This window comes from Pseudomonas sp. p50(2008), from assembly GCF_015351605.1.
Lineage (GTDB): Bacteria > Pseudomonadota > Gammaproteobacteria > Pseudomonadales > Pseudomonadaceae > Aquipseudomonas.
On sequence record NZ_JACMYF010000004.1, the window covers coordinates 520,006 to 546,092 of the forward strand.

The 26,087-nt window shown below is 59.2% G+C and carries 21 protein-coding genes; 10 read left to right on the forward strand and 11 right to left on the reverse strand.

Annotated elements, in window-relative coordinates; genetic code table 11:
* Positions 1 to 15 precede the first annotated feature (15 nt).
* On the reverse strand, positions 16 to 1,302 hold the full coding sequence (locus tag H7698_RS14155; RefSeq protein WP_162437004.1) for an OprD family porin: 1,287 nt from the start codon (positions 1,300 to 1,302) through the stop codon (positions 16 to 18).
* A 385-nt stretch (positions 1,303 to 1,687) separates the two neighbouring features.
* Between H7698_RS14155 and H7698_RS14160 the strand changes: the two genes are divergently transcribed.
* Entirely contained in the window at positions 1,688 to 3,781 is a 2,094-nt protein-coding gene (locus H7698_RS14160) for a TonB-dependent receptor (RefSeq protein ID WP_194691777.1), read from the forward strand.
* A 216-nt stretch (positions 3,782 to 3,997) separates the two neighbouring features.
* Here H7698_RS14160 and H7698_RS14165 read toward each other — a convergent pair whose 3' ends face one another.
* The 4 genes from H7698_RS14165 to H7698_RS14180 form a co-directional block, all read right to left on the reverse strand.
* On the reverse strand, positions 3,998 to 4,210 hold the full coding sequence (locus tag H7698_RS14165; protein ID WP_162437006.1) for a hypothetical protein: 213 nt from the start codon (positions 4,208 to 4,210) through the stop codon (positions 3,998 to 4,000).
* Between the two features lie 246 nt (positions 4,211 to 4,456).
* Positions 4,457 to 5,563: an agmatine deiminase gene (aguA, locus tag H7698_RS14170; RefSeq protein WP_162437007.1), complete on the reverse strand. Its 1,107-nt coding sequence runs from the start codon at positions 5,561 to 5,563 to the stop codon at positions 4,457 to 4,459.
* A 5-nt stretch (positions 5,564 to 5,568) separates the two neighbouring features.
* On the reverse strand, positions 5,569 to 6,447 hold the full coding sequence (gene aguB, locus H7698_RS14175; RefSeq protein ID WP_194691778.1) for an N-carbamoylputrescine amidase: 879 nt from the start codon (positions 6,445 to 6,447) through the stop codon (positions 5,569 to 5,571).
* Between the two features lie 276 nt (positions 6,448 to 6,723).
* Positions 6,724 to 9,636, reverse strand: coding sequence for an aminotransferase (locus H7698_RS14180; RefSeq protein ID WP_194691779.1), 2,913 nt, complete (start codon positions 9,634 to 9,636; stop codon positions 6,724 to 6,726).
* Between the two features lie 216 nt (positions 9,637 to 9,852).
* On the opposite strand from H7698_RS14180, the gene H7698_RS14185 reads away from it, so the two are divergent.
* The 4 genes from H7698_RS14185 (at position 9,853) to H7698_RS14200 (ending at position 14,229) form a co-directional block, all read left to right on the forward strand.
* Positions 9,853 to 10,377 carry a DUF3916 domain-containing protein gene (locus H7698_RS14185; protein WP_194691780.1) on the forward strand — a complete coding sequence of 175 codons (525 nt, stop codon included), beginning with the start codon at positions 9,853 to 9,855 and terminating at the stop codon, positions 10,375 to 10,377.
* A 156-nt stretch (positions 10,378 to 10,533) separates the two neighbouring features.
* Positions 10,534 to 12,342 carry a sensor histidine kinase gene (locus H7698_RS14190; protein WP_162437011.1) on the forward strand — a complete coding sequence of 603 codons (1,809 nt, stop codon included), beginning with the start codon at positions 10,534 to 10,536 and terminating at the stop codon, positions 12,340 to 12,342.
* Positions 12,339 to 13,733, forward strand: coding sequence for a sigma-54-dependent transcriptional regulator (locus H7698_RS14195; protein WP_194691781.1), 1,395 nt, complete (start codon positions 12,339 to 12,341; stop codon positions 13,731 to 13,733). The genes H7698_RS14190 and H7698_RS14195 overlap by 4 nt, the downstream gene beginning before the upstream one ends.
* Positions 13,734 to 13,773: 40 nt before the next feature.
* On the forward strand, positions 13,774 to 14,229 hold the full coding sequence (locus tag H7698_RS14200; protein ID WP_194691782.1) for a thioesterase domain-containing protein: 456 nt from the start codon (positions 13,774 to 13,776) through the stop codon (positions 14,227 to 14,229).
* A 12-nt stretch (positions 14,230 to 14,241) separates the two neighbouring features.
* On the opposite strand, the gene cysQ is transcribed toward H7698_RS14200, so the two are convergent.
* Both cysQ and nudE read right to left on the reverse strand, forming a co-directional pair.
* Positions 14,242 to 15,069, reverse strand: coding sequence for a 3'(2'),5'-bisphosphate nucleotidase CysQ (cysQ, locus tag H7698_RS14205; RefSeq protein WP_194691783.1), 828 nt, complete (start codon positions 15,067 to 15,069; stop codon positions 14,242 to 14,244).
* On the reverse strand, positions 15,066 to 15,632 hold the full coding sequence (gene nudE, locus H7698_RS14210) for an ADP compounds hydrolase NudE (RefSeq protein ID WP_194691784.1): 567 nt from the start codon (positions 15,630 to 15,632) through the stop codon (positions 15,066 to 15,068). Before nudE ends, cysQ begins: the two co-directional genes overlap by 4 nt.
* A 90-nt stretch (positions 15,633 to 15,722) precedes the next feature.
* On the opposite strand from nudE, the gene yrfG reads away from it, so the two are divergent.
* Positions 15,723 to 16,385: a GMP/IMP nucleotidase gene (gene yrfG, locus H7698_RS14215; protein WP_162437016.1), complete on the forward strand. Its 663-nt coding sequence runs from the start codon at positions 15,723 to 15,725 to the stop codon at positions 16,383 to 16,385.
* Between the two features lie 96 nt (positions 16,386 to 16,481).
* On the opposite strand, the gene lysM is transcribed toward yrfG, so the two are convergent.
* Complete coding sequence (gene lysM, locus H7698_RS14220; protein ID WP_162437017.1) at positions 16,482 to 16,931, reverse strand: peptidoglycan-binding protein LysM; 450 nt, start codon at positions 16,929 to 16,931, stop codon at positions 16,482 to 16,484.
* Positions 16,932 to 17,068: 137 nt separating this feature from the next.
* On the opposite strand from lysM, the gene H7698_RS14225 reads away from it, so the two are divergent.
* The 4 genes from H7698_RS14225 to H7698_RS14240 all read left to right on the forward strand — a co-directional run bounded on the left by H7698_RS14225 (position 17,069) and on the right by H7698_RS14240 (position 21,985).
* Positions 17,069 to 17,956 (forward strand): LysR family transcriptional regulator, encoded by an 888-nt coding sequence (locus H7698_RS14225; RefSeq protein ID WP_162437018.1) that lies wholly within the window; start codon positions 17,069 to 17,071, stop codon positions 17,954 to 17,956.
* 91 nt (positions 17,957 to 18,047) lie between these two features.
* Positions 18,048 to 18,887 (forward strand): formate dehydrogenase accessory sulfurtransferase FdhD, encoded by an 840-nt coding sequence (fdhD, locus tag H7698_RS14230; protein ID WP_162437019.1) that lies wholly within the window; start codon positions 18,048 to 18,050, stop codon positions 18,885 to 18,887.
* Positions 18,884 to 21,232, forward strand: a complete 2,349-nt coding sequence (locus tag H7698_RS14235; RefSeq protein WP_194691785.1) for an FdhF/YdeP family oxidoreductase — start codon at positions 18,884 to 18,886, stop codon at positions 21,230 to 21,232. The genes fdhD and H7698_RS14235 overlap by 4 nt, the downstream gene beginning before the upstream one ends.
* 267 nt (positions 21,233 to 21,499) lie before the next feature.
* Positions 21,500 to 21,985 (forward strand): glycine zipper domain-containing protein, encoded by a 486-nt coding sequence (locus tag H7698_RS14240; RefSeq protein WP_162437021.1) that lies wholly within the window; start codon positions 21,500 to 21,502, stop codon positions 21,983 to 21,985.
* Between the two features lie 89 nt (positions 21,986 to 22,074).
* Here the strand turns inward: H7698_RS14240 and H7698_RS14245 are convergent, their stop codons facing one another.
* The 3 genes from H7698_RS14245 to H7698_RS14255 form a co-directional block, all read right to left on the reverse strand.
* Positions 22,075 to 22,494: an acyl-CoA thioesterase gene (locus tag H7698_RS14245; RefSeq protein ID WP_194691786.1), complete on the reverse strand. Its 420-nt coding sequence runs from the start codon at positions 22,492 to 22,494 to the stop codon at positions 22,075 to 22,077.
* A gap of 170 nt (positions 22,495 to 22,664) precedes the next feature.
* Entirely contained in the window at positions 22,665 to 23,891 is a 1,227-nt protein-coding gene (locus tag H7698_RS14250; RefSeq protein WP_194691787.1) for a 3-hydroxyacyl-CoA dehydrogenase, read from the reverse strand.
* A gap of 111 nt (positions 23,892 to 24,002) precedes the next feature.
* The gene (locus tag H7698_RS14255) at positions 24,003 to 25,931 is read right to left on the reverse strand and encodes a RecQ family ATP-dependent DNA helicase (protein WP_194691788.1); all 1,929 of its coding nucleotides are present in this window, start codon (positions 25,929 to 25,931) and stop codon (positions 24,003 to 24,005) included.
* Positions 25,932 to 26,087: the final 156 nt, after the last annotated feature.

Sequence of the window (26,087 nt, forward strand, 5' to 3'; positions counted from 1 at the left end):
AAACTCAAATCAGCATCAGAAGATGTTGATCGGGTAATCCACGAACACACGCACTTCGTTACCGCTGACGTTGTACTCACTCGATTTCTGCGAAACACGCAGGATCGAGCTGCGCAGTTTCACGCTGAGGTCTTTGGCCGGGCCGCTTTGTACGACGTATTTGAACTGGTTGAAGATTTCGCGCTCGGTACCGCCTTCGCTGGTGGAAGTGGTGATGTTGTCGCCACGCACGTAGGCGAAGTTGTAGCTCAGGCCAGGCACGCCGAAGCTGCCGAAATCGAGGCCGTAGCCCAGCTGCCAGCTGCGTTCGTCTTCAGCGTTGAAGTCGGACCAGTAGGAGTTCGCCAGGTAGATGGTGTTGCCGCCATCGCCGACGCGACCTTGATCCTTCTGATAGCCGCCGTAGGCATAACCCAGGTTGCTGTCGCCGGTGCTGCGCTGGTGAGCGAGGGTGAACGAGTGCGGGCCGGTGGCGAAGGTAGCTGCCAGGCTCCAGATCTTGTTGTCGTCGCCGGTGGCGCCGCTTTCGCGGACGTAGGAATCGTCCAGCTTGGTGCGGTAGCCGTTGAAGTCCAGGGTCAGGGACTGATCTTTATCGATCGGGAACACGTAGTTGGCGTTGAGGTACTGTTTCTTCAACACGTCTTCAACGTCGGACGCGTAAACGGCCGCTTTGAATTGTTCGGTGAACTGGTAGCTACCGCCCAATACATTGATCGACTTCAAGCCACCACTGTCACGGCCTTCAGCGCTTTTGCGCGATTCAGCGGTGAAGCGACCGGCGTTCAGCTCCAGGCCTTTGATCTCCTTGGAGGTGATCAGGGTGCCGGTGTAGCTTTCTGGCAGCAGGCGGGAGTTGTCGTAGTTCAGAACCGGCAGGGCCGGCATCTGGTCGCCGTAGGTCAGCGTAGTGCTGGACAGACGGAATTTGACCGCTGCGCCGCCCTTCGACAGGTCATCAGCCGCGTTGCCGCTGTCACCTTGCTTGAAGAAATCGATACCACCGGCGCCACTGCGGCCTTTGCCGCCATCCAGACGCAGTGCGTACAGGCCAAAGGCGTCCACACCCACACCGACGGTGCCTTGGGTGAAGCCGGACGAGAACGTACCGATGGCCGCTTGGCCCCACTCGGCTTTGTCCGGGTTGCCGTCTTTGTAATCACGATTGATGTAGGCGTTGCGCAACAGCACTTTGAGGCTGCTGTCTTCAACAAAACCCTTGGATTCGGCCTGGTCGTTAGCCATGGCCTGTGTAGCACTCAACATCCCCAGAGCGATCAGGCTGATTCGCTTATTCAACATTTTGTTCTTTTCCTTATTACCGGTTGATACGCGCTGTGCCGGACGGCTGAAATGGCGCTATTGCGCTCTTTTTTCACCGCAAAATAAAAAGGCCCGCCCACGAGAAATCGAGGCGGGCCTTTTATTATTTTGTGAGTCATGGCGGTTGGCCACAGGCGTTGGGGCGAATCCTATCCGCGCGCTTAACAATGTGTCAATTTCAAGAATCATCTGTAAATAGGCGAAAAAAATCTAAGGAATCATCTGTGTATCGTTTTTGACATGATTAGAAACAATCAAAGCGAGGTACTTTTCAGGAATAATTAACGGAAGTAAATAGCAAGCATTATCATTCGCACCCCCTCACAAGAAACATCCTACAAATCCTACGGACGCGCCCCTTCAAATGCCTGCCCCATTTCGTCTTGTGCCCTTCAGTTTTGGGCTCTCTGCTGTGCTTTCTGCCGGTTTTTCCTATGCTGCGCCCACCACATTGCCGGCAACGTCGATCAGCGCCGAAGCGGATGCCGACGATCCGCGCGTGAAAGAAACCAGTACCGCCACTCGCACAGCGACGCCAGTTCGCTATGTGCCGCAGGCCATTGATTCGGTCAAAACCTCGAACGTAATGGATTACGGCACCAACGATTTGGGCACGGCACTCAGCGGTATGCCGAACGTCAGCAGTGGCGCCGACACACGCTTCGATAGCCTGCGAATCCGTGGGTTTGACGCCAGCAACGACTTTTATCTCGACGGTATTCGTGACGACAGTCAGTACGTGCGCGACTTGCACAACATCGAGCGAATTGAAGTCCTCAAGGGCCCCGCAGCCGTTTTGTATGGCCGTGGCAGCCAGGGCGGGATCGTCAACCGCGTCAGCAAGCTACCGGAATCTGGTCGTCGCTCAACCATTGAAGCCCAGGGCGGTAGCGAAGATTTGCGCAGCCTGTATGCCGACTTGAGCACCGACCCGAGCGAGAACATCAGCCTGCGCCTGAACATGGGCAACATGGATGAAAACAGCTTCCGCGATGGTGTCAGCGGCAACCGACAGTTGTTCGCGCCGTCGATGAGCTGGCAGCTCTCGCCGGACCTGAACTGGCTGGTGCAGTACGAATACAGCCGCTACAACCGCACCCCGGATCGCGGTATTCCCGGTGTGAACGGGCGCCCGACGGATGTGGGGCGTGACACGACCTACGGCAACGATCACGATTTCATCGACGACAAGTCGCAATCACTGCGTTCGAAACTCAGCTATGAACTCAGCGATAACTGGCAACTGCGCCACACCTTGGGCGTGTTCAAGCTCAACAGTGATTTCGATAACACCTACCAGACCGGATTCAACCCGACGACCAACCAGGTTCTGCGCCAGCACTGGCAGCAGGACCTGACCACTCGCAACGTCTTCAACAACGTCGAGATGGAAGGTGGTTTCGACACCTTCGGCCTGGAGCATCGCCTGCTGACCGGTATCGAAATCGGCAGCCAGCGCCGCGACCCGACGCTGTATAACGCCGCCACTTCGGGTCCAGGCAGCTCACCGGTGCCGTCTGTGGATTTGTACAACCCCAATCGGGATTTGCGCCACACCGGACGCATGCAGGTGTCGAGCAACAACCACACGGAAGTGGAAAGCCGCGCGGTCTATGTTCAGGATCAACTGCGCCTGAACGATCAATGGCAAGTCCTGGCCGGTCTGCGCTACGACACCTTCGACATCGAGTCGACCAACCAGATACGCAATATTTCCGAAGACCGTGACAGCCACAGCACCAGCCCCCGTGTCGGCGTGGTCTGGACACCGTTGCAGAATCACTCCTTCTACGCCTCCTGGACCAAGACCTTTTCGCCTGTCGGCGGTGGCTTGATCGGGATCACGCCTGGGGCCGCCGGGAACAGCAACGACCTGAGCCCGGAGCTGACCAGGCAGAAAGAAATCGGCGTGAAAAGCGATTGGCTCGACGACCGCCTGAGCACCACCTTGACGATCTACGAACTGGAACTCTACAACCGGCGCACCAGCGATCCACTGGACCCGACCATCACCCTGCTGACCGGCAAGCAACGCTCCCGCGGGATCGAGTTGACCGGTACCGGCAAGATCGTGGGTAACTGGTATGTGCGCGGGGGCGTGGGTCTACAGGATGCAACGGTCGAGGAAGACAACAACGGCTTTGAGGGCAAGCGCATCAGTGATGTGGCCAAGCACAACGGCAGTCTGTTCCTGACCTGGAAACCGGAGATGGGCTGGTATGCGGAAACGGGCCTGACGTTGGTGGGCGATCGTTACGCCGACAACCTCAACACCGTGGTATTGCCAGGTTATGGCCGCTGGGATGCGTTGGCCGGGTTCCGCCAGAAGGACTGGGATTTGCGTGCAGCGCTGAACAACATCACGGACAAAGGCTATTACGAATCGGCCACCAGCCAGTTCCAGATTCAACCGGGAGCACCGCGCAGCCTGGTAGTGACCGGGACGTACAGCTTCTAAACAACACACACAAACTTGTAGCAGCTGCCGAAGGCTGCGTTCGACTGCGAAGCAGTCGTAAATTCACACACACCGAGCTGCCTGATTTCGCGACTGCTTCGCAGTCGAACGCAGCCTTCGGCAGCTGCTACAGGGTTGGGGTCTCTTCATTAAAATGCGGGCGAAAAAAAAGCGCCGCCATCCCGGCAGCGCTTTATCAATCCGTTGTTTTACTTCTTATCCTTCCATCACATCCCACAACGCTTCCAGTTCCGCTTCGCTGAACAAACCAGCGGGGTAGCGCTCGATCATCATCCGGCGCGGATCAGGTTCCCTGATCTGACGCGTTCCATTGGATTTCAACCAGTGCGCCAGGATCTGGAGCGATTCGTTATTGACTGCCAGGGGATGCAACGCCTGCTCGCTCACTACATTCACTTCGGCGTTCATTTCCTCGCTCTCTCCTGGGTGTGTGAGCGGCTAACTTATCCAAGGTTTATGACAGAACAGCACAGTTCTCCCCTCCCTGTTTAACGCCATGACCGATACAAGAGCTGTGCCAATCTGTCCGGGTTGTCGATATGCGGATACAAAAAAGCCCGCGGTCCTGATGGATCGCGGGCTTCTCGTAAAGTACGAGGGGAAAACCGTGGGTCAGAATTTTTTCTGAACCAACTCAACCTGTTACAACTGCACTCACTCTTTGTGCGGCGCCGGCTGTTGTTGGGTAAGGCAGTGAATGTTGCCGCCGCCCAGTAACAGTTCACGACCCGGCACCATGACCACTTCATGTTGCGGGAACAGGTTCTGCAAGATTTCCTTGGCCGGACCATCCAATGGATCGTCGAAGCTCGGCGCGATGATGCCGCCATTGACGATCAGGAAATTCACGTAGGAACCGGCCAGGCGAACCGTAGGATTTCGCTCCTGTGTACCGTCCACCGGATCCACACCCGCGCATTCTTCCTCGGTCGCATACAACGGACCCGGGATCGGCATTTTGTGCACTGTGAACGGGCGACCTTTGGCATCGGTGCTGCTTTCCAGCACTTTCATCGCCGCCTGGCAGCGCGGGTAATTCGGGTCTTGCGGATCATCGGTCCAGGCCAACAGCACTTCACCCGGACGCACGTAGCAGCAGAAGTTATCCACATGCCCATCGGTTTCGTCGTTGAACAAACCGTCCGGCAACCAGATGATTTTATCCACAGCCAGATTGGCGCTTAACACCTCTTCGATGGCTGCGCGGTCCAGGTGAGGATTGCGATTGCGGTTGAGCAGGCATTCTTCAGTGGTGATCAGCGTGCCTTCGCCATCCACGTGGATCGAACCGCCTTCGAGCACAAAGCCCTCGGTGCGATAGCGCGGGCTGCGCTCGATCTCGAGGATCTTGCCGCCGACCTGAGAGTCGCGGTTCCACGGCGAATACAGCCCGCCGTCGAAACCGCCCCACGCGTTGAAATCCCAGTTCACGCCGCGGACTTCGCCGTTGTTATTGATGACAAACGTCGGGCCGGTGTCCCGCACCCAGGCATCGTCGCTGGACATCTCGACGACGCGAATATTGGGCACGTCGAGGCGGGCACGGGCGTTTTCGTATTGGCCGGCGGACACCGCTACGGTCACTGGTTCGAAACGGGCGATGGCTTTGGCCACTGCGACGTGCGCGGCTTGCGCCGGTTTGCCGCCCAGGCGCCAGTTATCAGGACGCTCCGGCCAGATCATCCAGGTTTGGGTTTGTGGCGCCCATTCGGCTGGCATGTGGAAGCCATCGGCGCGGGGCGTGCTGTTTAAAGTGGTCATGACGATCAGGACTCCAGAGAACCGTCGAGGGTTTTGATAGCACCATACAGGTTCGGGCGGCGGTCACGGAAGGAGCCCCAGGCACTGCGAATGTGTTCCAGCTGATCGAGATCGAAACGTTGCACCAGTACACCCTCTTCGGTTTCGTTGAGTTCCTGAACCTTCTCGCCGAACTGGTTGGCAATGAACGACGAGCCATAAAACGTGATGTCGTAGCCGTCCTGCTCTTCGTTGCCGATGCGGTTGCTGGCGATCAGCGGCATCAGGTTGGCGCCGGCATGGCCTTGCTGCACACGTTGCCAGTGATCGCGGGACGAGATGCTCTTGTCGTGTGGTTCGCTGCCGATGGCGGTCGGGTAGAACAGAATCTCTGCGCCTTGCAACGCCATGCTGCGGGCGCATTCGGGGAACCACTGATCCCAGCAGATGCCCACGCCGATTTTTGCGTAGCGGGTATTCCAGACTTTGAAACCGGTATCGCCCGGGTTGAAGTAGTACTTCTCGTGATAGCCAGGGCCGTCCGGGATGTGGCTTTTACGATAAATCCCGAGGTTGCTGCCGTCGGCATCGATGATCGCGATGCTGTTGAAACGCGCGCGGCCGCCCAATTCGTAGAAGCTGATGGGCAACACCACTTGCAGCTCTTTGGCGACTTTCTGGAAGTGCTTGATGGCGACGTTGTCTTCGACCGTCGTAGCCAGTTGCAGGTAGTCCGGGTTGGGTTTCTGGCAGAAGTACGGGGCTTCGAACAGTTCCTGAATCAGGATGATTTGCGCGCCTTTGGCCGCAGCCTCACGGACCAGCTTCTCGGCGGTCTCGATGTTGGCTTCAAGGTCCCAGGAACAAGCCATCTGGGTAGCGGCGACGGTAACGATACGACTCATGAATCATCTCCTGGGACAGAAAGGAAAAAGCCCAGGCGAAGTCGACCACGCCGAGGCAGTGGCGACTTTATAGCCGATAAATATCGGCTATAAAAGCAATTATTCACACAATAAGACAAATTTCAGCATTAAAACCAGATAACAATCGGTATTAGAGTGCCTCTGTAGGAGCTGCCAAGTGAAACGAGGCTGCGATCTTTTGATTTTTAAAAACAACATCAAAAGATCGCAGCCTCGTTTCACTTGGCAGCTCCTACAAGGGTCTGGCTGTGCCGTTTACAGGCCTTCGCTGAGGACTTTGGAGAGCATCTCCACAAAGAAATCCACACTCCGACGCGACGTCACCATCGGCGGTTTGATTTTGAGGATGTTCAGGTCATCGCCCGTCGGCTGCATGAAAATGCCCAGTTCACGCAGGCGATCACACAAGGCGGTGGTCTCCTGCGTCGCTGGCTCCAGGGTCTCGCGGTTGCGGATCAGCTCCACGCCCAAATAGAAACCGGAGCCATGCACCGCGCCCACAAGCGGATGAATATCGATCAACGCTTCAAGCCGCTGTTTGAAATACCCGCCCACGACCTGAGCGTTCTCCCAGAGTTTTTCCTCTTCCATCACATCGAGTACTGCCATGCCGATCTGGCAACTTACCGGACTGCCGCCAGCCGACGAGAAGAAATAACCCTCGGCCTCGAGCGCTTCGGCGATTTCCCGGCGAGTGATGACCGCACCCAGTGGCTGACCATTGCCCATGCCCTTGGCCATGGTGATGATGTCCGGCACCACGCCCTGCTCCTCAAATCCCCAAAAGAAACGGCCCATGCGGCCATAGCCGACCTGCACTTCATCGGCGATGCACACCCCGCCCTGGGCGCGAACCAGTGCGTAGACCTGCTTCAGATAGCCCGGCGGCAACGAGATCCCGCCCGCATTGCCGTACACCGGTTCGCAAATAAACCCGGCGAGCTGGCGTTTCTGCTCGGCGATTTTCGCCAGGTTGTGTTCGACGCTACGCACGTAATCCGGCCCACTGTCCTGGCCACGAAACTCGCCGCGATAGATGTTCGGCGCGGTCACCGGGTGCACCCAATCGGGACGGCTGCTCAAGGCCTGGGGATTGTCGGCAATCGAGGTCGACACCGCATCGGCGCCCACCGTCCAGCCGTGATAGGCCTCCAGCACGCTGACCATGTCGCGCCCGCCGCTATAAGCCCACGCCAGACGAATCGCCAGGTCGTTGGCCTCGCTGCCGCTGTTGACCAGAAACACGCGGTCCATGGAGTCCGGCGACAGCTTCAGCAGCCGCTCGGAAAACTCGGCAACCGCGGCGTAGTTGAAGCGTGAGTTGGTGTTGAGCAGCGACCACTGGCGACTGGCAACCGCTGCCATGCGCGGATGTCCGTGGCCCAGCACCGCGACGTTGTTGAGCATGTCGAGATAGGAACGACCCTGCATGTCGATCAGGTGATTGCGCCAGCCACGTTCGATGCGCGGCGGGTCGACGTAATAGTGTTTTTGGGTACGGGCGAAACTGGCCTCGCGACGCGCCAGCAATGCTTGCGAATCCAGCTCCTGCTCCGCATCGCAGGCCAGCCCCAACAACGTTGCCGGGGATGGGCACAACGCTTGCCAGGCGGCCGCTCGGGACGGCGTGCAAAACAGCGGCGCATCCAGCGAAGCACCTCGGCACAGCTGCACCACTAACGGGCCGCTGACCGCACCCAGCACCTGGCCTTTCACCAGTGCCGCACCCGTGTGCAGCGATGGCGTCACGCCCCACAGCCGCAGGCTCAGTTGCGGGCCGTCGAGTTGCAGAACGCCCGCCGACCGTTGATGGACCATGCCGGCAAATGGCGATTCGACCGCCGTGCCGTGGGGTACCCGCAACTCCACGTGCAAGGGACAGGTCTCGGGTTCGGACGGAATGTCCGGCTGAGTGCGGGACAGGCGATACTGCCCGTAACGACTGGCCGCCAGACCATGCGCCGCTGACGCTTCGTCCAGCAGACGCTGATCGATCCCCTCTTGCTCCCAGTTACCGGCCTCGAAATGCGGACTGAGCACCCCCAGGTCGATCAAGGCAAACTCTCGCCCGACCAGGCTTGGCAGCAGCGGCGCAAAACCCTCACTGCCAATGCTCGTCAGGCTCTGGCCCACAGAACTCAGGATCGCCGCTTCCATCAACGCCAACGGCACCGACGTCGCAACGCGGAAGATCTCCCACTCATGGGTGAGGTTATCGCGACTGTAGTCATTGCCCGGATCGACGCTGACCTGCTGTTCACCACTGAGCACCAGCACCGCTGAACGCGCAACGATCAACGGCCACAGCGCCAGCAGCTCCGCTGGCTGTAACGGATTGACCGCGTGGTACGCCTGGACCGCCGGCAAGATACAAAAGGGATCGCCCTCGGCGTGGTGCAGCAACGCCGCGCAGGTCACCGAAAGATCAGTGATGCGCCAGGTACTAATCAGGTCGCCGAAATCGATCACGCCCTGCAGTTGCCATACGCGTTGCGCATCACGCTGCCAGACTACGTTGTCATCGGTGATGTCCATATGAATCGCCTGCACAGGCAGCTGATCCACCAACGGCAGCAAATGGCGCTCGGCACGTTCGGCCACTTCGGCGATCTGCTGGCGCTGCTGGTCATCCTTGATAACCGGCAGCAAATGCGCGATCAACGCGTTGGCGTGACGGGCGTCCCATTGCAACGTACGCGCCAGCCCTGGGTGATCGAAGTCAGCCAGGGCCAGATCCATTTCGCCACAAAGGCGTCCGAAACCCGCCACCACAGAACCGGGCAGATGACCCAGGTGAGTCAGCGGCTGGCCTTCGATGTAATCGAGCAATCGCACATGCACCATCTGCCCATCCACTTCCAGCGACAGCAGATCAGCGCCGTTCTTGGCGAGTATCACCCGAGGCACCTGCACATCGGGGTGATCGGCAAGGTGTTTGAGCCCCGCGTGCTGGGCTTGCAGCTCCTGCACCGCATAGTCACCGCGACAGATTTTCAGGACGAAACGCCCTTGGTCACTGTCGACGCGATAATTAAGATCCTGCTGACTGCCAAGCGCCTGCAACCTGCCACTCAACCCGTAATGCTTTTCGAGCAGCGCTGACGCTTGCTCCGCAGACACCTGCGGGCTGGGCAAACTGGCGCGATGAATCAACGTGGCGAGCGGCATACAAGACCCCTGAGAAAGTATTCAGGCGCTTATATCGCCACTGGTTGGGGCGATACGCAACCCCCTCCACCAGAAGACTATCCGCTCCTGCTCAACGCGACCTTGATAAGTCCTGCGCCAGCGAAACTTCCCACACTAATCTCAGGTTGCCTTGCACTTGCCTGACCGGCAGCCTCCGACCCGACGAGTCCCCGTCTCCGAGGAAAAACCCTGACCATGTCCAAGCGCCGACTTGCACTTTCAAACAAAAAAATTCGAAACATTCCACGTCGCCTGAAATCCCTGGCGAGATGGGCATCTACTTTCGAGGGGTATTTCCCCGACGACCTCACGCTGGAAGACAAGTACTGCAACTGGAAAATTCCTGTTCTCACAACACTGGTCGAAGGAAAACAGGCGACCGATGCCATACGCAAAGAATGTGCTCAACAGATGATCATCGCGGCCAGTCACCTGCTTCAAGCCAGAACGGCAGAGGCAGTTGACAGCCGCATCGTCGCGAACATCTGCATTCCTGACATGTTTTCCAGTGAGATCTGCATCTACACCCAACTGGATTACCATCGCTGCCACATTCCGCCTGCCCATGATGAGAGCTGCATCATCGACAAAAGCCTTGCGGCAGAATGGGGACTCGTCCTGCCCAAAGGCATGAAGGAAAGAGGGATATCCTTTTCAGTAGAAGACGACGATGGCGAGATATTTGTGCTTGAACGGTGGAATTTCGGCGAAGTCGATTGATGGATAAAGCTATCTGTCGAAACCATGTCGCATTACGTATTTAGATCAGAGCCGCAGCTTTCGGCCAAGCCTCTCGTTGCCATCTGATCCAACGACGCTGACGTCTTTTCCCGAGCGTGGGCATAATGCGCCTGTACTTTCAGGCGCTCGATGCTCATGACTCCGACCCTTCCCCGCAGACCCCGCTGGCGCAGCCTCGCACTGCTTGCGCTGTGCCTGGCACCTTTGCTGTGGCCGCTGGAGCATCTGGCCGAGCGTTATTACCGCAGCGAACTGGCTGGGCAGAATCGCCAGACCCTCGATCTGTATGTGGCCAACCTGCTGGGCACGCTGCACCGGTACGAGGTGTTACCGCAGATCCTCGGTGATCTTCCGGCCCTGCGCGCGGTGCTGGGCGCGCCGGACGATAGCGTCACGCAAGGCAACGCCAACCGGTTGCTGAAGAACATCAGCGCCCAGACCGGTGCCGAGGTGATGTACCTGATGGACACCACGGGCAAGACGCTGGCGGCGTCCAACTGGGATAAAAACGACAGCTTTGTCGGGCGCAATTTTTCCTTCAGGCCGTATTTCAGCGAAGCCATGGCCGGACGGCTCGGGCGCTTTTTTGGCTTGGGTACGACGTCCGCCAAGCGTGGCTACTTTTTTGCTGCGGCCGTGCGGCACGGCGAGAAAATCATCGGCGTGCTGGTGGTGAAGGTCGATCTGGACCACACCGAAAGCTTGTGGGGCAAGACCCCAGAGCAATTGCTGGCGACCGACCACAATGGCGTGGTTATTCTGACGTCGCGACCAGAATGGCGCTTCCGCTCGACCCGAGCGTTGAGCGAAGAAGAGAACAAGGCCATTACTGCGATTCAGCCCTATCCAACCCGCGATCCCAAACCGCTGAAACTCAATCCGAATGCGTGGCTGACGCAATCCCGACAAATTGAAGAAACCGGCTGGACCGTCAACATTCTCGCGCCGCGCACCCTGATCGACCGCCCCGTTCGCACCGTGGTCGCCATCGGCGGCGCCACTTTGCTGGTATTGATGCTGTTGCTCGGGCTGATGATGCAGCGTCGGCGCCATTACCTCGAACGCATCGCTTTCGAAGCCAAGGCGCGCCGTGAACTGGAAGGGCGTGTCGCCGAGCGAACCAGTGATCTGGAAGGTCTCAACCGACGCCTCAAGGAAGAAGTGCTGGAGCGCGAACAGGCCCAGCAGGAACTGGTGCGCGCCCAGGATGATCTGGTGCAGGCTGGCAAACTCTCGGCGCTGGGGACGATGTCGGCCAGCATCAGCCACGAACTGAACCAGCCGCTGGCAGCAATCCGCAGCTACGCGGAAAACGCCGAAATACTGCTCGATCACCAGCGCACCGACGATGCGCGTGGCAACCTCAAGTTGATCAGCGAGTTGACCGCGCGGATGGCCTCGATCATTGCTCACCTGCGCGCCTTCGCCCGGCGCGATCGACACGCCCCTGAAAGCGTTGCCCTGCAACCGGCGCTGGATGACGCGCTGGCCCTGCTCGCCAAGCGTCGGCGCAGCATGGAAGTCGAGCTGATTCGCGATTTGCCCGCCGCCACTTTGTGGGTCGAAGCGGGGGAAACCCGTTTGCGCCAAGTGCTCGGCAACCTGCTGGCGAATGCCCTGGACGCCCTCACGGAAAAAGGTCCGCCGCGTAAACTCTGGCTGAGTGCCCAATCCACCGCTGATGGCGTCACCTTGTACATTCGCGATAATGGCCCGGGCTTCTGCATGGAAGCCCTCGGACGCGCCAGCGAGCCCTTCTACACCACCAAGACCCGCACCCAAGGGCTTGGACTGGGGCTGGCCATTTGCGAAACCCTGATGCGTGCCTTCGGCGGTGAACTGTTGTTCTCCAACCACAAGGAAGGCGGCGCCCTGATTACCCTGAAGCTGCGCCCAGGCGCACCGGGCGTGAGCCTGCAACCGTCCGAGGACCGAAGTGCATGACCATCGACAACCGCATCCAGGTCGTGCTGATCGACGACGATCCCCATCTTCGCCAGGCGTTGAGCCAGACGCTGGACCTTGCCGGCCTGAAGATCTTGTCGCTGGCGGAAGCCAAAGGCCTCGCCGCACAGTTGGAACGCGACTGGCCAGGCGTGGTGGTCAGCGACATCCGCATGCCAGGCATGGACGGCCTCGAACTGCTGACCGAATTGCATGCTCAAGATCCGGAGCTGCCGGTGCTGTTGATCACGGGTCACGGCGATGTACCGCTGGCGGTGCAGGCGATGCGCGCCGGGGCCTATGATTTTCTCGAAAAGCCCTTCGCCAGCGATGCGTTGCTCGACAGCGTGCGTCGCGCATTGGCTCTGCGCCGACTGGTGCTGGACAACCGCAGCCTGCGTCTGGCCCTGAGCGACCGCAATGAATTGAGCGCCCGGCTGGTCGGCCAGTCGGCGCCGATGTTGCGCCTGCGCGAGCAGATCGGCGCGTTGGCCGCCACCAAGGCCGATGTGCTGATCCTCGGTGAAACCGGGGCCGGTAAAGAAGTCGTCGCCCGCGCCCTGCACGATTTATCAAATCGGCGAAACGGTCCGTTCGTGGCGATCAACGCCGGAGCGCTGGCCGAATCGGTGGTGGAAAGCGAACTGTTCGGTCACGAGCCGGGGGCGTTCACCGGCGCGCAGAAACGTCGCATCGGCAAGTTCGAGTTTGCTAACGGCGGCACGCTGTTTCTCGATGAAATCGAAAGCATGAGCCTGGATGTGCAGGTGAAGTTGCTGCGCTTGCTGCAAGAGCGCGTGGTGGAGCGTCTGGGGGGTAATCAGCAGATCCCGCTGGACATCCGCATCATCGCCGCGACCAAGGAAGACCTGCGCCAGTCTGCTGATCAGGGACGCTTTCGCGCCGACTTGTATTACCGCCTGAACGTCGCGCCGTTGCGCATTCCACCTCTGCGCGAGCGCGGTGAAGATGCGCTGGTGTTGTTTCAGCATTTCGCCGATGAGGCCAGTGCCCGTCACGGTTTACCGCCCCACGAATTGCAACCGGGGCAACGCGCCCTGTTGCTGCGTCACACCTGGCCGGGCAATGTGCGGGAGCTGCAAAATGCGGCGGAGCGCTTTGCGTTGGGACTGGAGCTGGCGCTGGACAACAGCACACCCGATGGTGTGTCCGGAACCACCGTCGATGCCTTCAGCGGAGGTTTGAGCGAGCAAGTGGAGCATTTCGAAAAGAGCCTGATCGCGGCTGAACTCGCACGCTCCCACAGCTCGGTTCGCAGCCTGGCTGAAGCACTCGGCGTCCCGCGTAAAACCCTGCACGACAAACTTCGCAAGCATGGGTTGAATTTCGCTGACAGCAGCGCCAACACCTCCACCGACGAGCTCGATTGAGCCACCGTCCAATCATCCACCTGAAAGCAAGAGAGCATTCATGAGCCGCAACAGTCGCTATCTGGAATCCATCCTCCATCACGACATCCCCCTGACGCGGGACATGGGCCTCAAGGTGCTCGACTGGCACGACCATCAGTTGCGCCTGCACTTGCCGCTGGAAGCCAACGTCAACCACAAGAGCACCATGTTTGGCGGCAGCCTGTATTGCGCCGCCGTGTTGGCGGGCTGGGGCTGGCTGCATTTGCGTTTGCGTGAAGAAGGGATTGAAGACGGGCACATCGTGATTCAGGAAGGGCAAATCAGCTATCCGTTACCCGTGACGATGGATGCGGTGTCGATTTGTCAGGCACCGAGTGCCGCGGTCTGGAAGAAGTTTCTGGCGATGTATCAGCGATACGGTCGGGCCCGGATTACACTGCATTCGCAGATTGTGAATGCTGACAGTGATGACGATGCGGTGACGTTTACCGGGCAGTATGTGTTGCATCGGTGAAGTAAAAGATCTTCACACCCGAGCCAATTCCAGCAATTTTTCCCGCCAGGCCGCTTTCGCCGGCAGTGCCAGAAAGAAACCGTTCAACAACGATTCCCGCGCCGGATAACTGAACGACGCTCCGCTCAACTCCAGCACCTCACCGCCCGCCCCTTCCAGCACGCCTTGGGCGGCCGCCGTATCCCACTGCGATGTCGGCGCCAGGCGTGGATAACAATCCGCCGAACCTTCCGCCAACAAGCAAAACTTCAACGAGCTGCCGATATTGGCCAGTTTCAGTTCACCCAGACTGGCACTCAAACCCGCCAGCAAGCACTCCTGCTCGGGGCTCGAATGCCGCCGGCTCGCGACGACAGTAAAAGCCTGCCCTGCAGGCGGCACCGTGCGAACCTGGATCGGCGATGGCGGAGTATCTTTATCACCACGCCAGGCCCCCAACCCTGCGCCACCGACATAAAAACATCCGCTGGTCGGCATCGAAACCACACCAAAAACAACCTGACCCTGCTCGATCAACGCGATGTTGACGGTGAACTCTTCACTCCCCGAGATAAACTCCTTGGTCCCGTCCAACGGATCGACCAGCCACCAACGCTGCCATCCGGCACGCACGGATTGGGGAATGTTGGCGTCCTCTTCGGACAGCACCGGAATGTTCGGATCGAGCGCCGTCAGGCCATCCAGGATCAAATGGTGCGCCGCCAGGTCAGCGGCAGTCACTGGAGAATCGTCGGCCTTGGCAGTCACAGCCGTGCCCGTGCGCCAGAACGGCAGGATCGCGTCACCCGCTTGCAACGCCAACGCGACGACGGGTGCCATCAATGGGTGTGGAAAATTCATGGCAGAAACACCCCGCGCTGAGTCAGCAGGTCACGGGCCAGATACAGCGCCGCCAAGGCACGACCCTCGGTGAACTGCGGGTTTTGCGCCAGCGCCGACAGCTCGCGCAGGTTGACCTTGCTCACGCCCATCGGCTCGGGCTCATCACCCTCCAGGCTTTCCTCGTACAGATCGGTAGCAAGCACCACCTGGATCTTCTGGCTCATGTAACCTGGCGACAACGACAACTCGGTCAGATGCTCCAGTTGCCGTGCGCCATACCCCGCCTCTTCCTTGAGCTCGCGCTCGGCCGCGGCCAGTACATCTTCGCCCGGTTCGATCAAACCTTTGGGCAGCGACATTTCGTATTCATCAGTGCCGCCGCAATACTCTTCGACCAGCACCGCATGGTCCGAATCGAGCATCGCCACAATCATCACCGCGCCATAGCCGGCGCCCTTGCCGACCAATCGCTCATAGGTGCGCTCCACGCCGTTGGAAAAGCGCAACTTGAGCTCTTCGACGCAGAACAAGCGACTGGTGGCGACGATCTCGCGGGCGAGGATGGTGGGTTTCTGGCGCATGAGCGGCTCCTTGGCGATAGCGGGTTACTATACCCGGCCTATCCTCATTGTTGATCCCGGATATCCTTTTCACCGCTGGAGAAGTTTTTTATGTCCCTGCTGCCCTGGCACGACATCGACACCGTTCTGTTGGACATGGACGGCACGCTGCTGGACCTGCACTTCGACAACCATTTCTGGCTGGAGCACTTGCCCCAGCGCTACGCCGAGTTGCACGGGGTGAGCCGGGCCATGGCCGAAATGGAATTGCAGCCGCTGTTTGAGCGTAACGCCGGCCAGTTGCAGTGGTACTGCCTGGACTTCTGGAGCGCGGAACTCAAGCTGCCGGTGCGTGAACTGAAACTGGAAACCGCGCACCTGATCGCCCTGCGCCCTGATGCGGATACCTTCCTGGCGGCGATCAAGCGAGCAGGCAAACGCGTGGTGCTGATCACCAATGCGCACCGTGATTCGCTGTCATTGAAGCTGGAGCGAATAGAGCTGGCGCCTTACTTCGAGCGTCTGATCAGCTCTCACGATTACGGTTTCCCCAAGGAAAACCCGCAATTCTGGGACGCCTTGCAGGCGGACATCAGTTTCGACCCGGCGCGCAGCCTGTTTATCGACGACACCTTGCCGATCCTGCGCAGTGCGAGGGATTTTGGCGTGGCGCATTTGCTGGCGGTGCGCGAGCCGGACAGCCGCAAAGGGCCGAAGGACACGGCGGAGTTTGCGGCAGTTGGGGACTATCGGGAATTGATTGCCGGGCTTTGAAACCGCGTCGCCTGCATCGCTGGCAAGCCAGGCTCCCACATAACCCTTGTGGGAGCCTGGCTTTTGCCAGCGATGGCCATCACACCGTTTTACGCCTTACTCAGGAATCCGCAGCGACTGCCCCGGATAGATCTTGTTCACATCCTTGAGCATTGGCTTATTGGCCTCAAAGATTTTTTGATACTTGTTGGCATCGCCGTACACGCGCAGGGAAATCGCGCTGAGGGTGTCGCCTTTCTCGACCACGACGAACTTCGCGGCGACGACAACGGGGCCGGTGACGGTGATCTGGTCTTCTACGCCACTGACACCTGCGACGTTGCCCAGCGACAGCAGGATTTTTTCTTTCTCCTCCTGGGTCGCGGCCTCGCCACTGGCGATGACCTTGTCACCCTCAACCTTGACCTGAATCTTGGAAGTGTCGATACCTGTCAGGGCATCCTTCACGTGCTTGGTCAGCGCTTCGCTATTGGCTTCGGCCTTATCCGGTGTCAGCGCACCGAGGATTTTTTCACCGGCTTCTTTGAGAAAACTGAAAAGGCTCATCGTGTGCTCTCCATAGGAATAAATGGGTCCAGACGCAAAAGCCTAGACCAAGCTTGCCAAGTGCGGATCCAACCCGACCAATGACGCCGATTCCCCCAGGCGCTAGAATCCCAACCTTCCCGCGCCCTGGAGCGAAGATGGACATCAAGCAGCTGAAATTCCTCATCGCCCTCGACGAAACCCGCCATTTCGGTCAGGCGGCCGCCCGGTGTCACATCACCCAGCCCACCCTCTCGATGCGCCTGCGCAGCCTCGAAGAAGAGCTGGAGTTGCCGCTGGTCAACCGCGGTCAACGCTTCGAAGGCTTTACCGCTCCGGGTGAACGGGTTCTGGCGTGGGCGCGCACGGTGCTGGCGGCCTATGACGGTCTGCAAGCCGAAGCGGCGGCCTGTCGCGGTAACCTGGTCGGTACGCTACGGCTGGGTGTGGTGCCGCTGTCGAGCTTCGACCCGCTGCCGCTGATGCAGCGCTTGCATGCCGAACACCCGAACCTGCGCTTCGAACTCTCAGCCCTCAGTTCCGAACAGATCCTCGAACAGCTGGCGAACAATCGACTGGACCTCGGCGTTTCCTACCTCGAACGCCTGGATGGCGAGCGCTTCGATTCCCTGGCGTTCAGCGAAACCCGCATGGGCTTGCTCTACGATCAACGCTTCTTCAATTTCGGTGAGACGCCGCTGAGTTGGGAGTCGCTGATCGAATTGCCGCTGGGCATGCTCACCAGCGGCATGCACTTTCGTCAGTCGATCGACCATAACTTCCACAGCCGTGGCCTCACACCTCAGCCGCTGTTGCAAACCGACGCCGTGCATCAACTGTTACAAGCTGTGCACGGCGGCCTGTGCTGCGCCGTTATGCCGCTGGACGGTGGCTTGGAAAATCTCACTGATCACTTGCGCCTGCAGCCCATCGAAAACGCCCAGACCCTTGCCCGGCTAGGGCTCATCATGCGTCGCAGCGCCCCGCGCTCGGCGCTGGCAGAGGCCTGTTTTGCGATTTATCAGAAATCGCCGACGGGTGCTTGATCGACGCCATCTATCAGCGCATCAGTATTAGCGATTAGACGCGACCCTTTGACGCGCCTAGGCTTAAAGCTGATCAATCCGTGGTGATGCCATGAACGCCAAGCGCCCATCCAGCGCGGCGCCTGCCCTCGAAACGCCCGCGCCCGCTGCGAGTCAGACCTACAGCTACAGCAACCTTGAAAACACCGAGTCGGACAGCACTGCGCTGGCCGAGGAAGTCGCGTTGGCGATTGCATATAACGGCATCAGCCAGGCCGTGATGCTGGTGACGCCGACCGATCTGGAAGACTTTATCGTTGGTTTCAGCCTGGGCAGCGGCATCATCGAGGACGCCACCGACATCTATGACCTGCAACTCACCGGTTCGGGCTCCGCACAATACGCCCAAGTGACCATCGCCAATCGCGCCTTCTGGAACCTCAAGCAGCAACGTCGGCAAATGGCCGGCACCAGCGGTTGCGGTCTGTGCGGCGTGGAAGCGGTCGAACAGGCACTGCCCGACCTCAAGGTTTTGCCTGGCGCCCCACTGCCTCCGGCCGAATGGCTCGACGGCCTGCGCCAGCGCATCGGCGCATTTCAGCCCTTGGGCCAACATTGCGGCGCGGTGCATGCGGCGGTGTTCATGAACGACCAGGGCGAGTTGCTGATGGGCCGCGAAGACATCGGACGGCATAACGCCCTCGACAAGCTGATCGGCGGGCTGATTCGCCAACGCATCCCGATGACCGGCGGACTGGCGATCGTCACCAGCCGATGCAGCCTCGAATTGATCCAGAAAGTGCTGCGGGCAGGCATCCAGACCCTCGTCAGCCTGTCGTCGCCCACCGGCCTTGCCGTGCAATGGGCCCGTCGCCACAACCTCAATCTCATCCACCTGCCGCAAAAAAGTGCGCCGCGGGTCTACAGCCCTGCGTTGGAGAATCAAGCGTGAGTCAACACAATCAAGCCGACCAGAAACCCGTTCCGCGCTACAAGCCTTACAAAGGCCCGGCCGGTGGCTGGGGCGCGTTGGCCAGCGTTGCCCGTGCCTGGTTGACCAGTGACAACGCGCTGAAAAATCTGCGCATGATGCTTAAAACCAACAAGAACGGCGGATTCGACTGCCCCGGTTGCGCCTGGGGCGATTCCAACGAAGCCGGCATGGTGGCGTTCTGCGAGAACGGCGCCAAAGCCGTGAACTGGGAAGCGACCAAGCGGCGTGTCGATGGCGCGTTCTTCGCCAAGCACAGTGTGAGTTCGTTGCTGGAGCAAAGTGATTACTGGCTCGAGTACCAGGGCCGACTGACCGAGCCAATGAGCTACGACGCACAAACCGATCGCTACAAGCCGATCAGCTGGGAAGACGCCTTCGCCTTGATCGGCAAACACCTGCAAGGGCTGTCGAGCCCGAACCAGGCCGAGTTCTATACCTCGGGCCGCGCCAGCAACGAAGCCGCGTTCCTCTATCAGTTGTTCGTGCGCGCCTACGGCACCAACAACTTCCCCGACTGCTCGAACATGTGCCACGAGGCAAGCGGCGTGGCGTTGTCGCAAAGTGTCGGCGTCGGCAAAGGCACCGTGACGTTCGACGACTTCGAACATGCCGATGCGATTTTCGTCTGGGGCCAGAACCCCGGGACCAACCACCCACGAATGCTCGAACCGCTGCGCGAAGCGGTGAAACGGGGTGCGCAGGTGGTGTGTATCAATCCGCTGAAAGAGCGCGGCCTTGAGCGCTTCCAGCACCCGCAGCACCCGATCGAAATGCTCACCAACGGTGACAAGCCAACCAACACCGCGTACTTCCGTCCGGCACTGGGCGGCGACATGGCGATCATGCGCGGCATGGCCAAGTTCCTGCTGCAATGGGAGCGTGATGCGCAGAAGGCAGGCGAGCCTGCCGTGTTCGACCACGACTTCCTGAATGAACACAGCGTCAACGTGCTGGAGTATCTGGGCACCGTCGACGACACCTCATGGGAGCAGATCGTCGAGCAATCCGGCCTGCCCCTGGTGGAGATCGAGCAAGCCGCGCGGATGTACGCCAAAGGCAAGAACGTAATCATGTGCTGGGCGATGGGCATCACCCAGCATCGCCATTCGGTGGCGACCATCCAGGAAATCGCGAACCTGATGCTGCTGCGCGGCAACATCGGGCGGCCAGGTGCAGGGCTCTGCCCGGTGCGTGGTCACAGCAACGTGCAGGGCGACCGGACCATGGGCATCAACGAGCGTCCGCCGGTGGCGTTCCTTGATTCGCTGGAGCGTCGTTTCCAGTTCAAGGTGCCGCGCGAAAACGGCCATAACGTGGTCGAGGCGATTCACGCCATGGCCGAGGGTCGCGCGAAAGTCTTCATCGGCCTGGGCGGAAACTTCGCTCAAGCGACGCCCGACAGCCCACGCACGTTCCAGGCGTTGAGCAATTGCGACCTGACGGTGCAAATCAGTACGAAGCTCAACCGTAGCCATTTGGCCCATGGCAAAGTCGCCCTGATCCTGCCGTGCCTGGGGCGCACCGACATTGACATCCAGACCGAAGGCCCGCAGGCGGTGACCGTTGAAGATTCGTTCAGCATGGTCCACGCGTCAAACGGTCAACTGCAGGCGCTGTCGAAGCAGATGCGTTCCGAGCCGGCGATCATCGCCGGCATCGCTGCCGCGACTCTGGGGAGCAAGCCGGTGGACTGGAATTGGCTGGTGGCCGACTACGATCGCATTCGCGACCTGATCGCCGACACGATTCCAGGCTTTCGCGACTTCAACGTGAAGGTCAAGCACCCAGGTGGCTTCTACCTCGGCAACAGCGCGGGTGCGCGCAAGTGGAACACGGCATCGGGCCGCGCCAATTTTCGACCAAACGTTCTGCCCAAAGACCTTGTGCATGAGCGCACACGCGCGACCGGCGTGCTGCCGGATTTGATCATGCAGTCGTTGCGTTCCCACGATCAGTACAACACCACGATCTATGGGCTTGATGACCGTTACCGTGGGGTGAAAGGCCAGCGTGATGTGCTGTTCGTGAACGAGGCCGACATCATTCGCCTGGGCTTCAAACCGGGTCAGAAAGCGGACATCGTTTCGATTTGGGATGATGGCCGTGAGCGTCGGGTGAAGGGGTTTACACTGCTGGCATTTGATATTCCGGCAGGTCAGGCAGCGGCTTACTATCCGGAAGTGAACCCACTGGTGCCGCTGGAAAGCACTGGGGATGGCAGCCATACGCCGACGTCGAAATTTGTGGCGATACGGTTGGAAGCGGCGAGTGAAACTGGATTGATCATGGCCAGGTCGGCCTGACATGGATCGTGGATCGTCCCATGCTCTGCGTCGGAACGATCTTAACTTTTCAGCGGCAATTCACTTTCCAATCGCCCACAAAAAAGGCCGTTTTTTCACAAAAACGGCCTATCCGAAGTAACTAAAGACCGGCGAAAAACACTTAAGTTCCGTCGATAAAACAGTAACTTATAGAATTGTGTACAAGTCGTGTTACTCGTCGGATTTCGATTGTAACCACCACGACACAGCCTCAGGATCGCGCCGTCATCCCCTTGAGGTTCCTCTATGAAGTTCTCCTCGATTCTCTTGTTGTCCCTTGGCCTGGTCAGTGGCTTCGCTTCTGCCGGAGGCACCACCGAAGCAGGTGTGGGCGGCGCATTGGGCGGGGTTCTTGGCTCGGTCGTCGGACAGTCGTTAGGCGGCAACACAGGTTCAACCATTGGCGCAGCCCTGGGTGGCGCGGGTGGTAGCGCAGTCGGCGCAGACAAACGCAGCCGTGGCGAAGCAGCCATTGGCGGCGCGTTGGGTGCGGCAGGCGGTAACGTGGTAGGTCGCAGCGTGGGCGGCACCACTGGCAGCCTGATCGGCTCTGCAGCAGGCGGCGGCGCAGGTGGTGCACTGGGCAACTACATGGGTAACAAGAGTGACGACGATGATGATCGTCATTCCAGTCGCGGCCGTGACGATCGCCGTTACTACCGTGATGGTCACCCTGGACGCGGTCACGCCTATGGCCATCGCAAGCATCACAAACACAATCGTCATCGTTGATTGCTAGACGATAAAAAGATCGCAGCTTCCAGCAGCACCTGCATCGGTTAGTGAACCTGCAGAGCTGTCGGAGGCTGCGATTTTTCGTTTCAGATCACCAACCGCTCCAATGCCGTGCGTAACGGGCCAGGGATCGTCACCGGCTCATTGGACGCACGGTCCACGAACACGTGAACAAAACGCCCCGCCGCGCAGGCTTCATCTTCGCCGGCTTTGAACACTGCCAATTCATACTGCACCGAACTGTTGCCCAGCTTGCCCACGCGCAATCCGATCTCGATCCGATCAGGGAAGGCAATGGACGCAAAATAGTCGCAGGCTGAACTCACCACGAAGCCCACCACGTCACCTTCATGAATATCGAGTCCGCCGACTTCGATCAGGTAGGTATTCACCGCCGTGTCGAAGAAGCTGTAGTAGGTGACGTTGTTGACGTGACCGTAGGCGTCGTTGTCATGCCAGCGCATGGTGATGGGCTGGAAGTGCGGGTATTCGGTGCGTTGAGGCATCGGCATCGGTTCCTTGAATGTGAGGGGCAGTCTAATGCGAAAACCGTGTCGTATTCATCGCCAGCAGGCTAGCTCCCACAGAGGGCCTTCAACGTGCACAAACTGTGTGCCCGACGCAGATCCAAAGTAGGAGCCAGCCTGCTGGTGATGAGGCTGGTGCTGTCACCCAATTATCGTTCAGCAAATCCCTGGCCTGTCGCCGCCAGCTCCCCTATCAAACGAGCCGGCTGCCAGTGATCGCCCTGCCGGGTCTCAAGCGCCAACAAGCGTTGATGGATATCCGCCAACCCTTGCTGATCCGCCCAGGCCATTGGACCGCCCTTGTCCGCCGGGAAGCCATAACCGTTGAGATAAACCAGATCGATGTCGTGCGCGGAGCCGGCGATGCCTTCCTGAAGAATCTTCGCCCCTTCGTTGACCAGTGCCAGCAAGCAGCGCTCGAGGATCTCCTCAGGCCCGATCTCCCGGCGCTGGAAGCCCAACCCTTCGCTGACCTGCAGAACCAGCGCATCGACCTCCACATCGTGCTCAGCCTGACGACTGCCCGGTTCGTAGTGGTAGTAACCGTTGCCACTTTTTTGCCCGAAGCGCCCCAGCTCACACAAACGGTTGTCCACTTGAACTTCTGGTGCATCCTGTCCCGTGCCCGCCAACTCCCGAGCGCGCCACTGCAGGTCGATCCCGACCACGTCGAACATGCGGAACGGTCCCATCGCGAAACCGAAACCTTGCAGCGCCGCATCCACCTGATAAGGATAGGCACCTTCCAGCAGCATCTTGCGGGCTTCGAGCACGTAGGTATTGAGCATGCGGTTGCCGATAAAACCATCGCAATTGCCGGAGACAACACTGACCTTGCCCATGCGCTTGCCTAGCGCCAGCGCGGCATCCAGAACCGCTGGCGCAGTCCTGGCGCCACGGACGATTTCCAGCAGTTTCATGATGTGCGCCGGGCTGAAGAAATGCAGGCCCAGGACTTGCTCTGGCCGTCGGGTTGCCGCGGCAATGGCGTCGATATCCAGCGCCGAGGTGTTGCTGGCCAGAATGGCTTCAGGCTTGAGCAGACCATCCAGTTCGCGGAAGATTTTTTGCTTGAGCTCGAGGTTCTCGTAAACCGCCTCAATGACCAGATCGACGTCGCGAATCGCTGCGTAGTCAGGAGCCGTTGTAACTCGAGCAATGCGTGCGTCCGCTTCGGCCTGGTCGATACGCCCCTGGCGCACGTTGTGCGCACAAGTCTGCGCGACTGCGTCCAGCGCCTGTTCAAGCATCTGCGGATTGTTGTCGACCCATTGCACCGGCACTCCGGCGTTGGCCAGGCACATCACAATGCCCCGGCCCATGGTGCCCGCGCCGATAACGGCTGCGCGCTGAATATTGAACGGTGTCTGGCTCATGGTTGTTCTCTTGTTGGCGATCCAAAGACAGCCCTCACCATAGTCAGCCACCGCGTATTTTTGAAATTTATTCCTGTGATGAGCAACATTCAGCGGATGGATGAGCCTGTGTCAGAGGCGCGTTTCAACCCAAGCCCGCACGTCGCCATAGGGATAATCCTCCAGCACCGCATACCCCGACATGGCACGCGCTTTTAACTTGGTGAACAACGGCACACTGATCCCGCATAGAAACCGAGTGACGCGTTCAGCCGAGGGAGCGCTGCCGGTCTGCGCTTCGTGCTTGTGGATAAAGTCACTACACAGCGCTTCGAAAGACTTATCCACAAGTGCGGGGAGCTCTGGCGGCGACGGCAACCGTGCTATGTCCCCATGGCACACCGAACAATGCCCGCACCGCTGCGGCGCATTTTCATCGCCGAAGTACTCGGCCAGTCGATAACCGAGGCATTGTTCAGTGGCAAAAAGGTCCAGCATGGCGTGAATCCGGGCGATCTCGGTGCGTTCATGCTGTGTGAAGTAAGCATGCAGTTCTGCGCCCAGTGCCTGACTGTCAAAATCCGTCTGCAATACGCTGTAGACCTCGGTCATGAGCTTGCTCTCCAGCTCGATCCAACCCTTTTCCTGGAAGTAATCCAGCGCCTTCACTACCCGACCGCGCTCGGCTTGATATTGGTCGTAAAGCGCGTCGAAACTCACCGTCGCCCAGGCGCGCGCACGCTTGGAAGTCTGGATAATCGCGGCGACGAAATCCTTCCGCTCGCCCTCGAAACGGGCAAGTAAAACCTCGGGCTCCTGCACATACTTGAAGCGGTATTCGGCGTAATAGGCATAACGCGGGGCGATGATCCTGCGCAGTTCCAGCTGTACCAACAACGTCTTGAGCGGGAGCTGCCGAATGTTGCTCTGATCTGCCAACGGGCCCAGCAAAAACTCCCATTGTCCTTCCGGCGCTGCCGCTCGCAATTCGTCGAGCACATGCCGGATACCGTCCAACTCAGGGGTGTCGCCGTAAACCAAGTTCTCCAGCACGTTGAGGCTGTCACGGTTGGCCAGGACCAGGCAGTCCGACGGCTGCCCGTCACGTCCGGCGCGACCGATTTCCTGGCTGTAGTTCTCGATCGATTTAGGCAGGTCAAAGTGCACCACATTGCGGATGTCACTCTTGTCGATGCCCATGCCGAACGCGATGGTGGCAACGATGCAGTTGGACTGACCGCCCATGAAGCGTTTCTGGATGGCTTCCCGCTGCTCGTGGGGCAAACCTGCGTGATACGCCTCGGCCTGGATACCGTTGCGCTCCAGGTGCTCGGCAATGTGTTCAGCGGTTTTCTGCAAGGTGACATAAACGATGCTGGGCTGGCCCGGCCGCTGGCTCATCCACTCGACGAGTCGTCGGCGCTTGTCCTGACCCCGTACCGGTTCCACCAGCAGGTTGAGGTTGGGGCGGTAGAACCCCGTGGTTACCACGTCTTCAGGCGCAATGGCGAACTTGGCCTGCATGTCCGCGATCACCTTGGGGGTCGCCGTAGCGGTCAGTAGCAGCACCTGCGGGATGTTGAACTGATGCTGGTAGTCCGGAAGCTTGAGGTAATCGGGTCGGAAGTTATGACCCCATTCGGAAATACAATGCGCCTCGTCCACCACCAGCAAGGAAATCGGTACCTGCTGCAAAAAATTGCGAAAGCGTTCGTTTTTCAGGCGCTCTACCGAAATCATCAAAATCTTCAGCTCGCCAGACTTGGCGCGAGCCATCACATCACTGGCCTCATCACGACTTTGGGCCGAATCGATACTGCCTGCCGAGATGCCATGGCGCTGCAGGAATACGAGTTGATCCTGCATCAGCGCGAGCAGCGGTGACACCACCAGTGTCAGGTGCGGCAGCAACAAGGCAGACAATTGGTAGCAGATGGACTTGCCCGATCCCGTAGGGAAAATCGCTGCGGCTGAACGACCGGCCAACACGGCGCTGATCGCTGCTTCCTGGCCGGGACGAAACTGTGAGAAACCGAAAACCTGTTCCAGGGTGTTGTGCATAAGCTGTCACTCCGTTGACCGCTGCGAAGCCCAAAGCCTAGCTGGCGATTGCAGCGAGTCGAGAAAAGGTCGGGGGTAAAACGATACGGGATGATACAGCGGATGGCGGAATGATCAGGACGGTTTGTCGTTATCGCGTCTGACGAAACCGTGGGA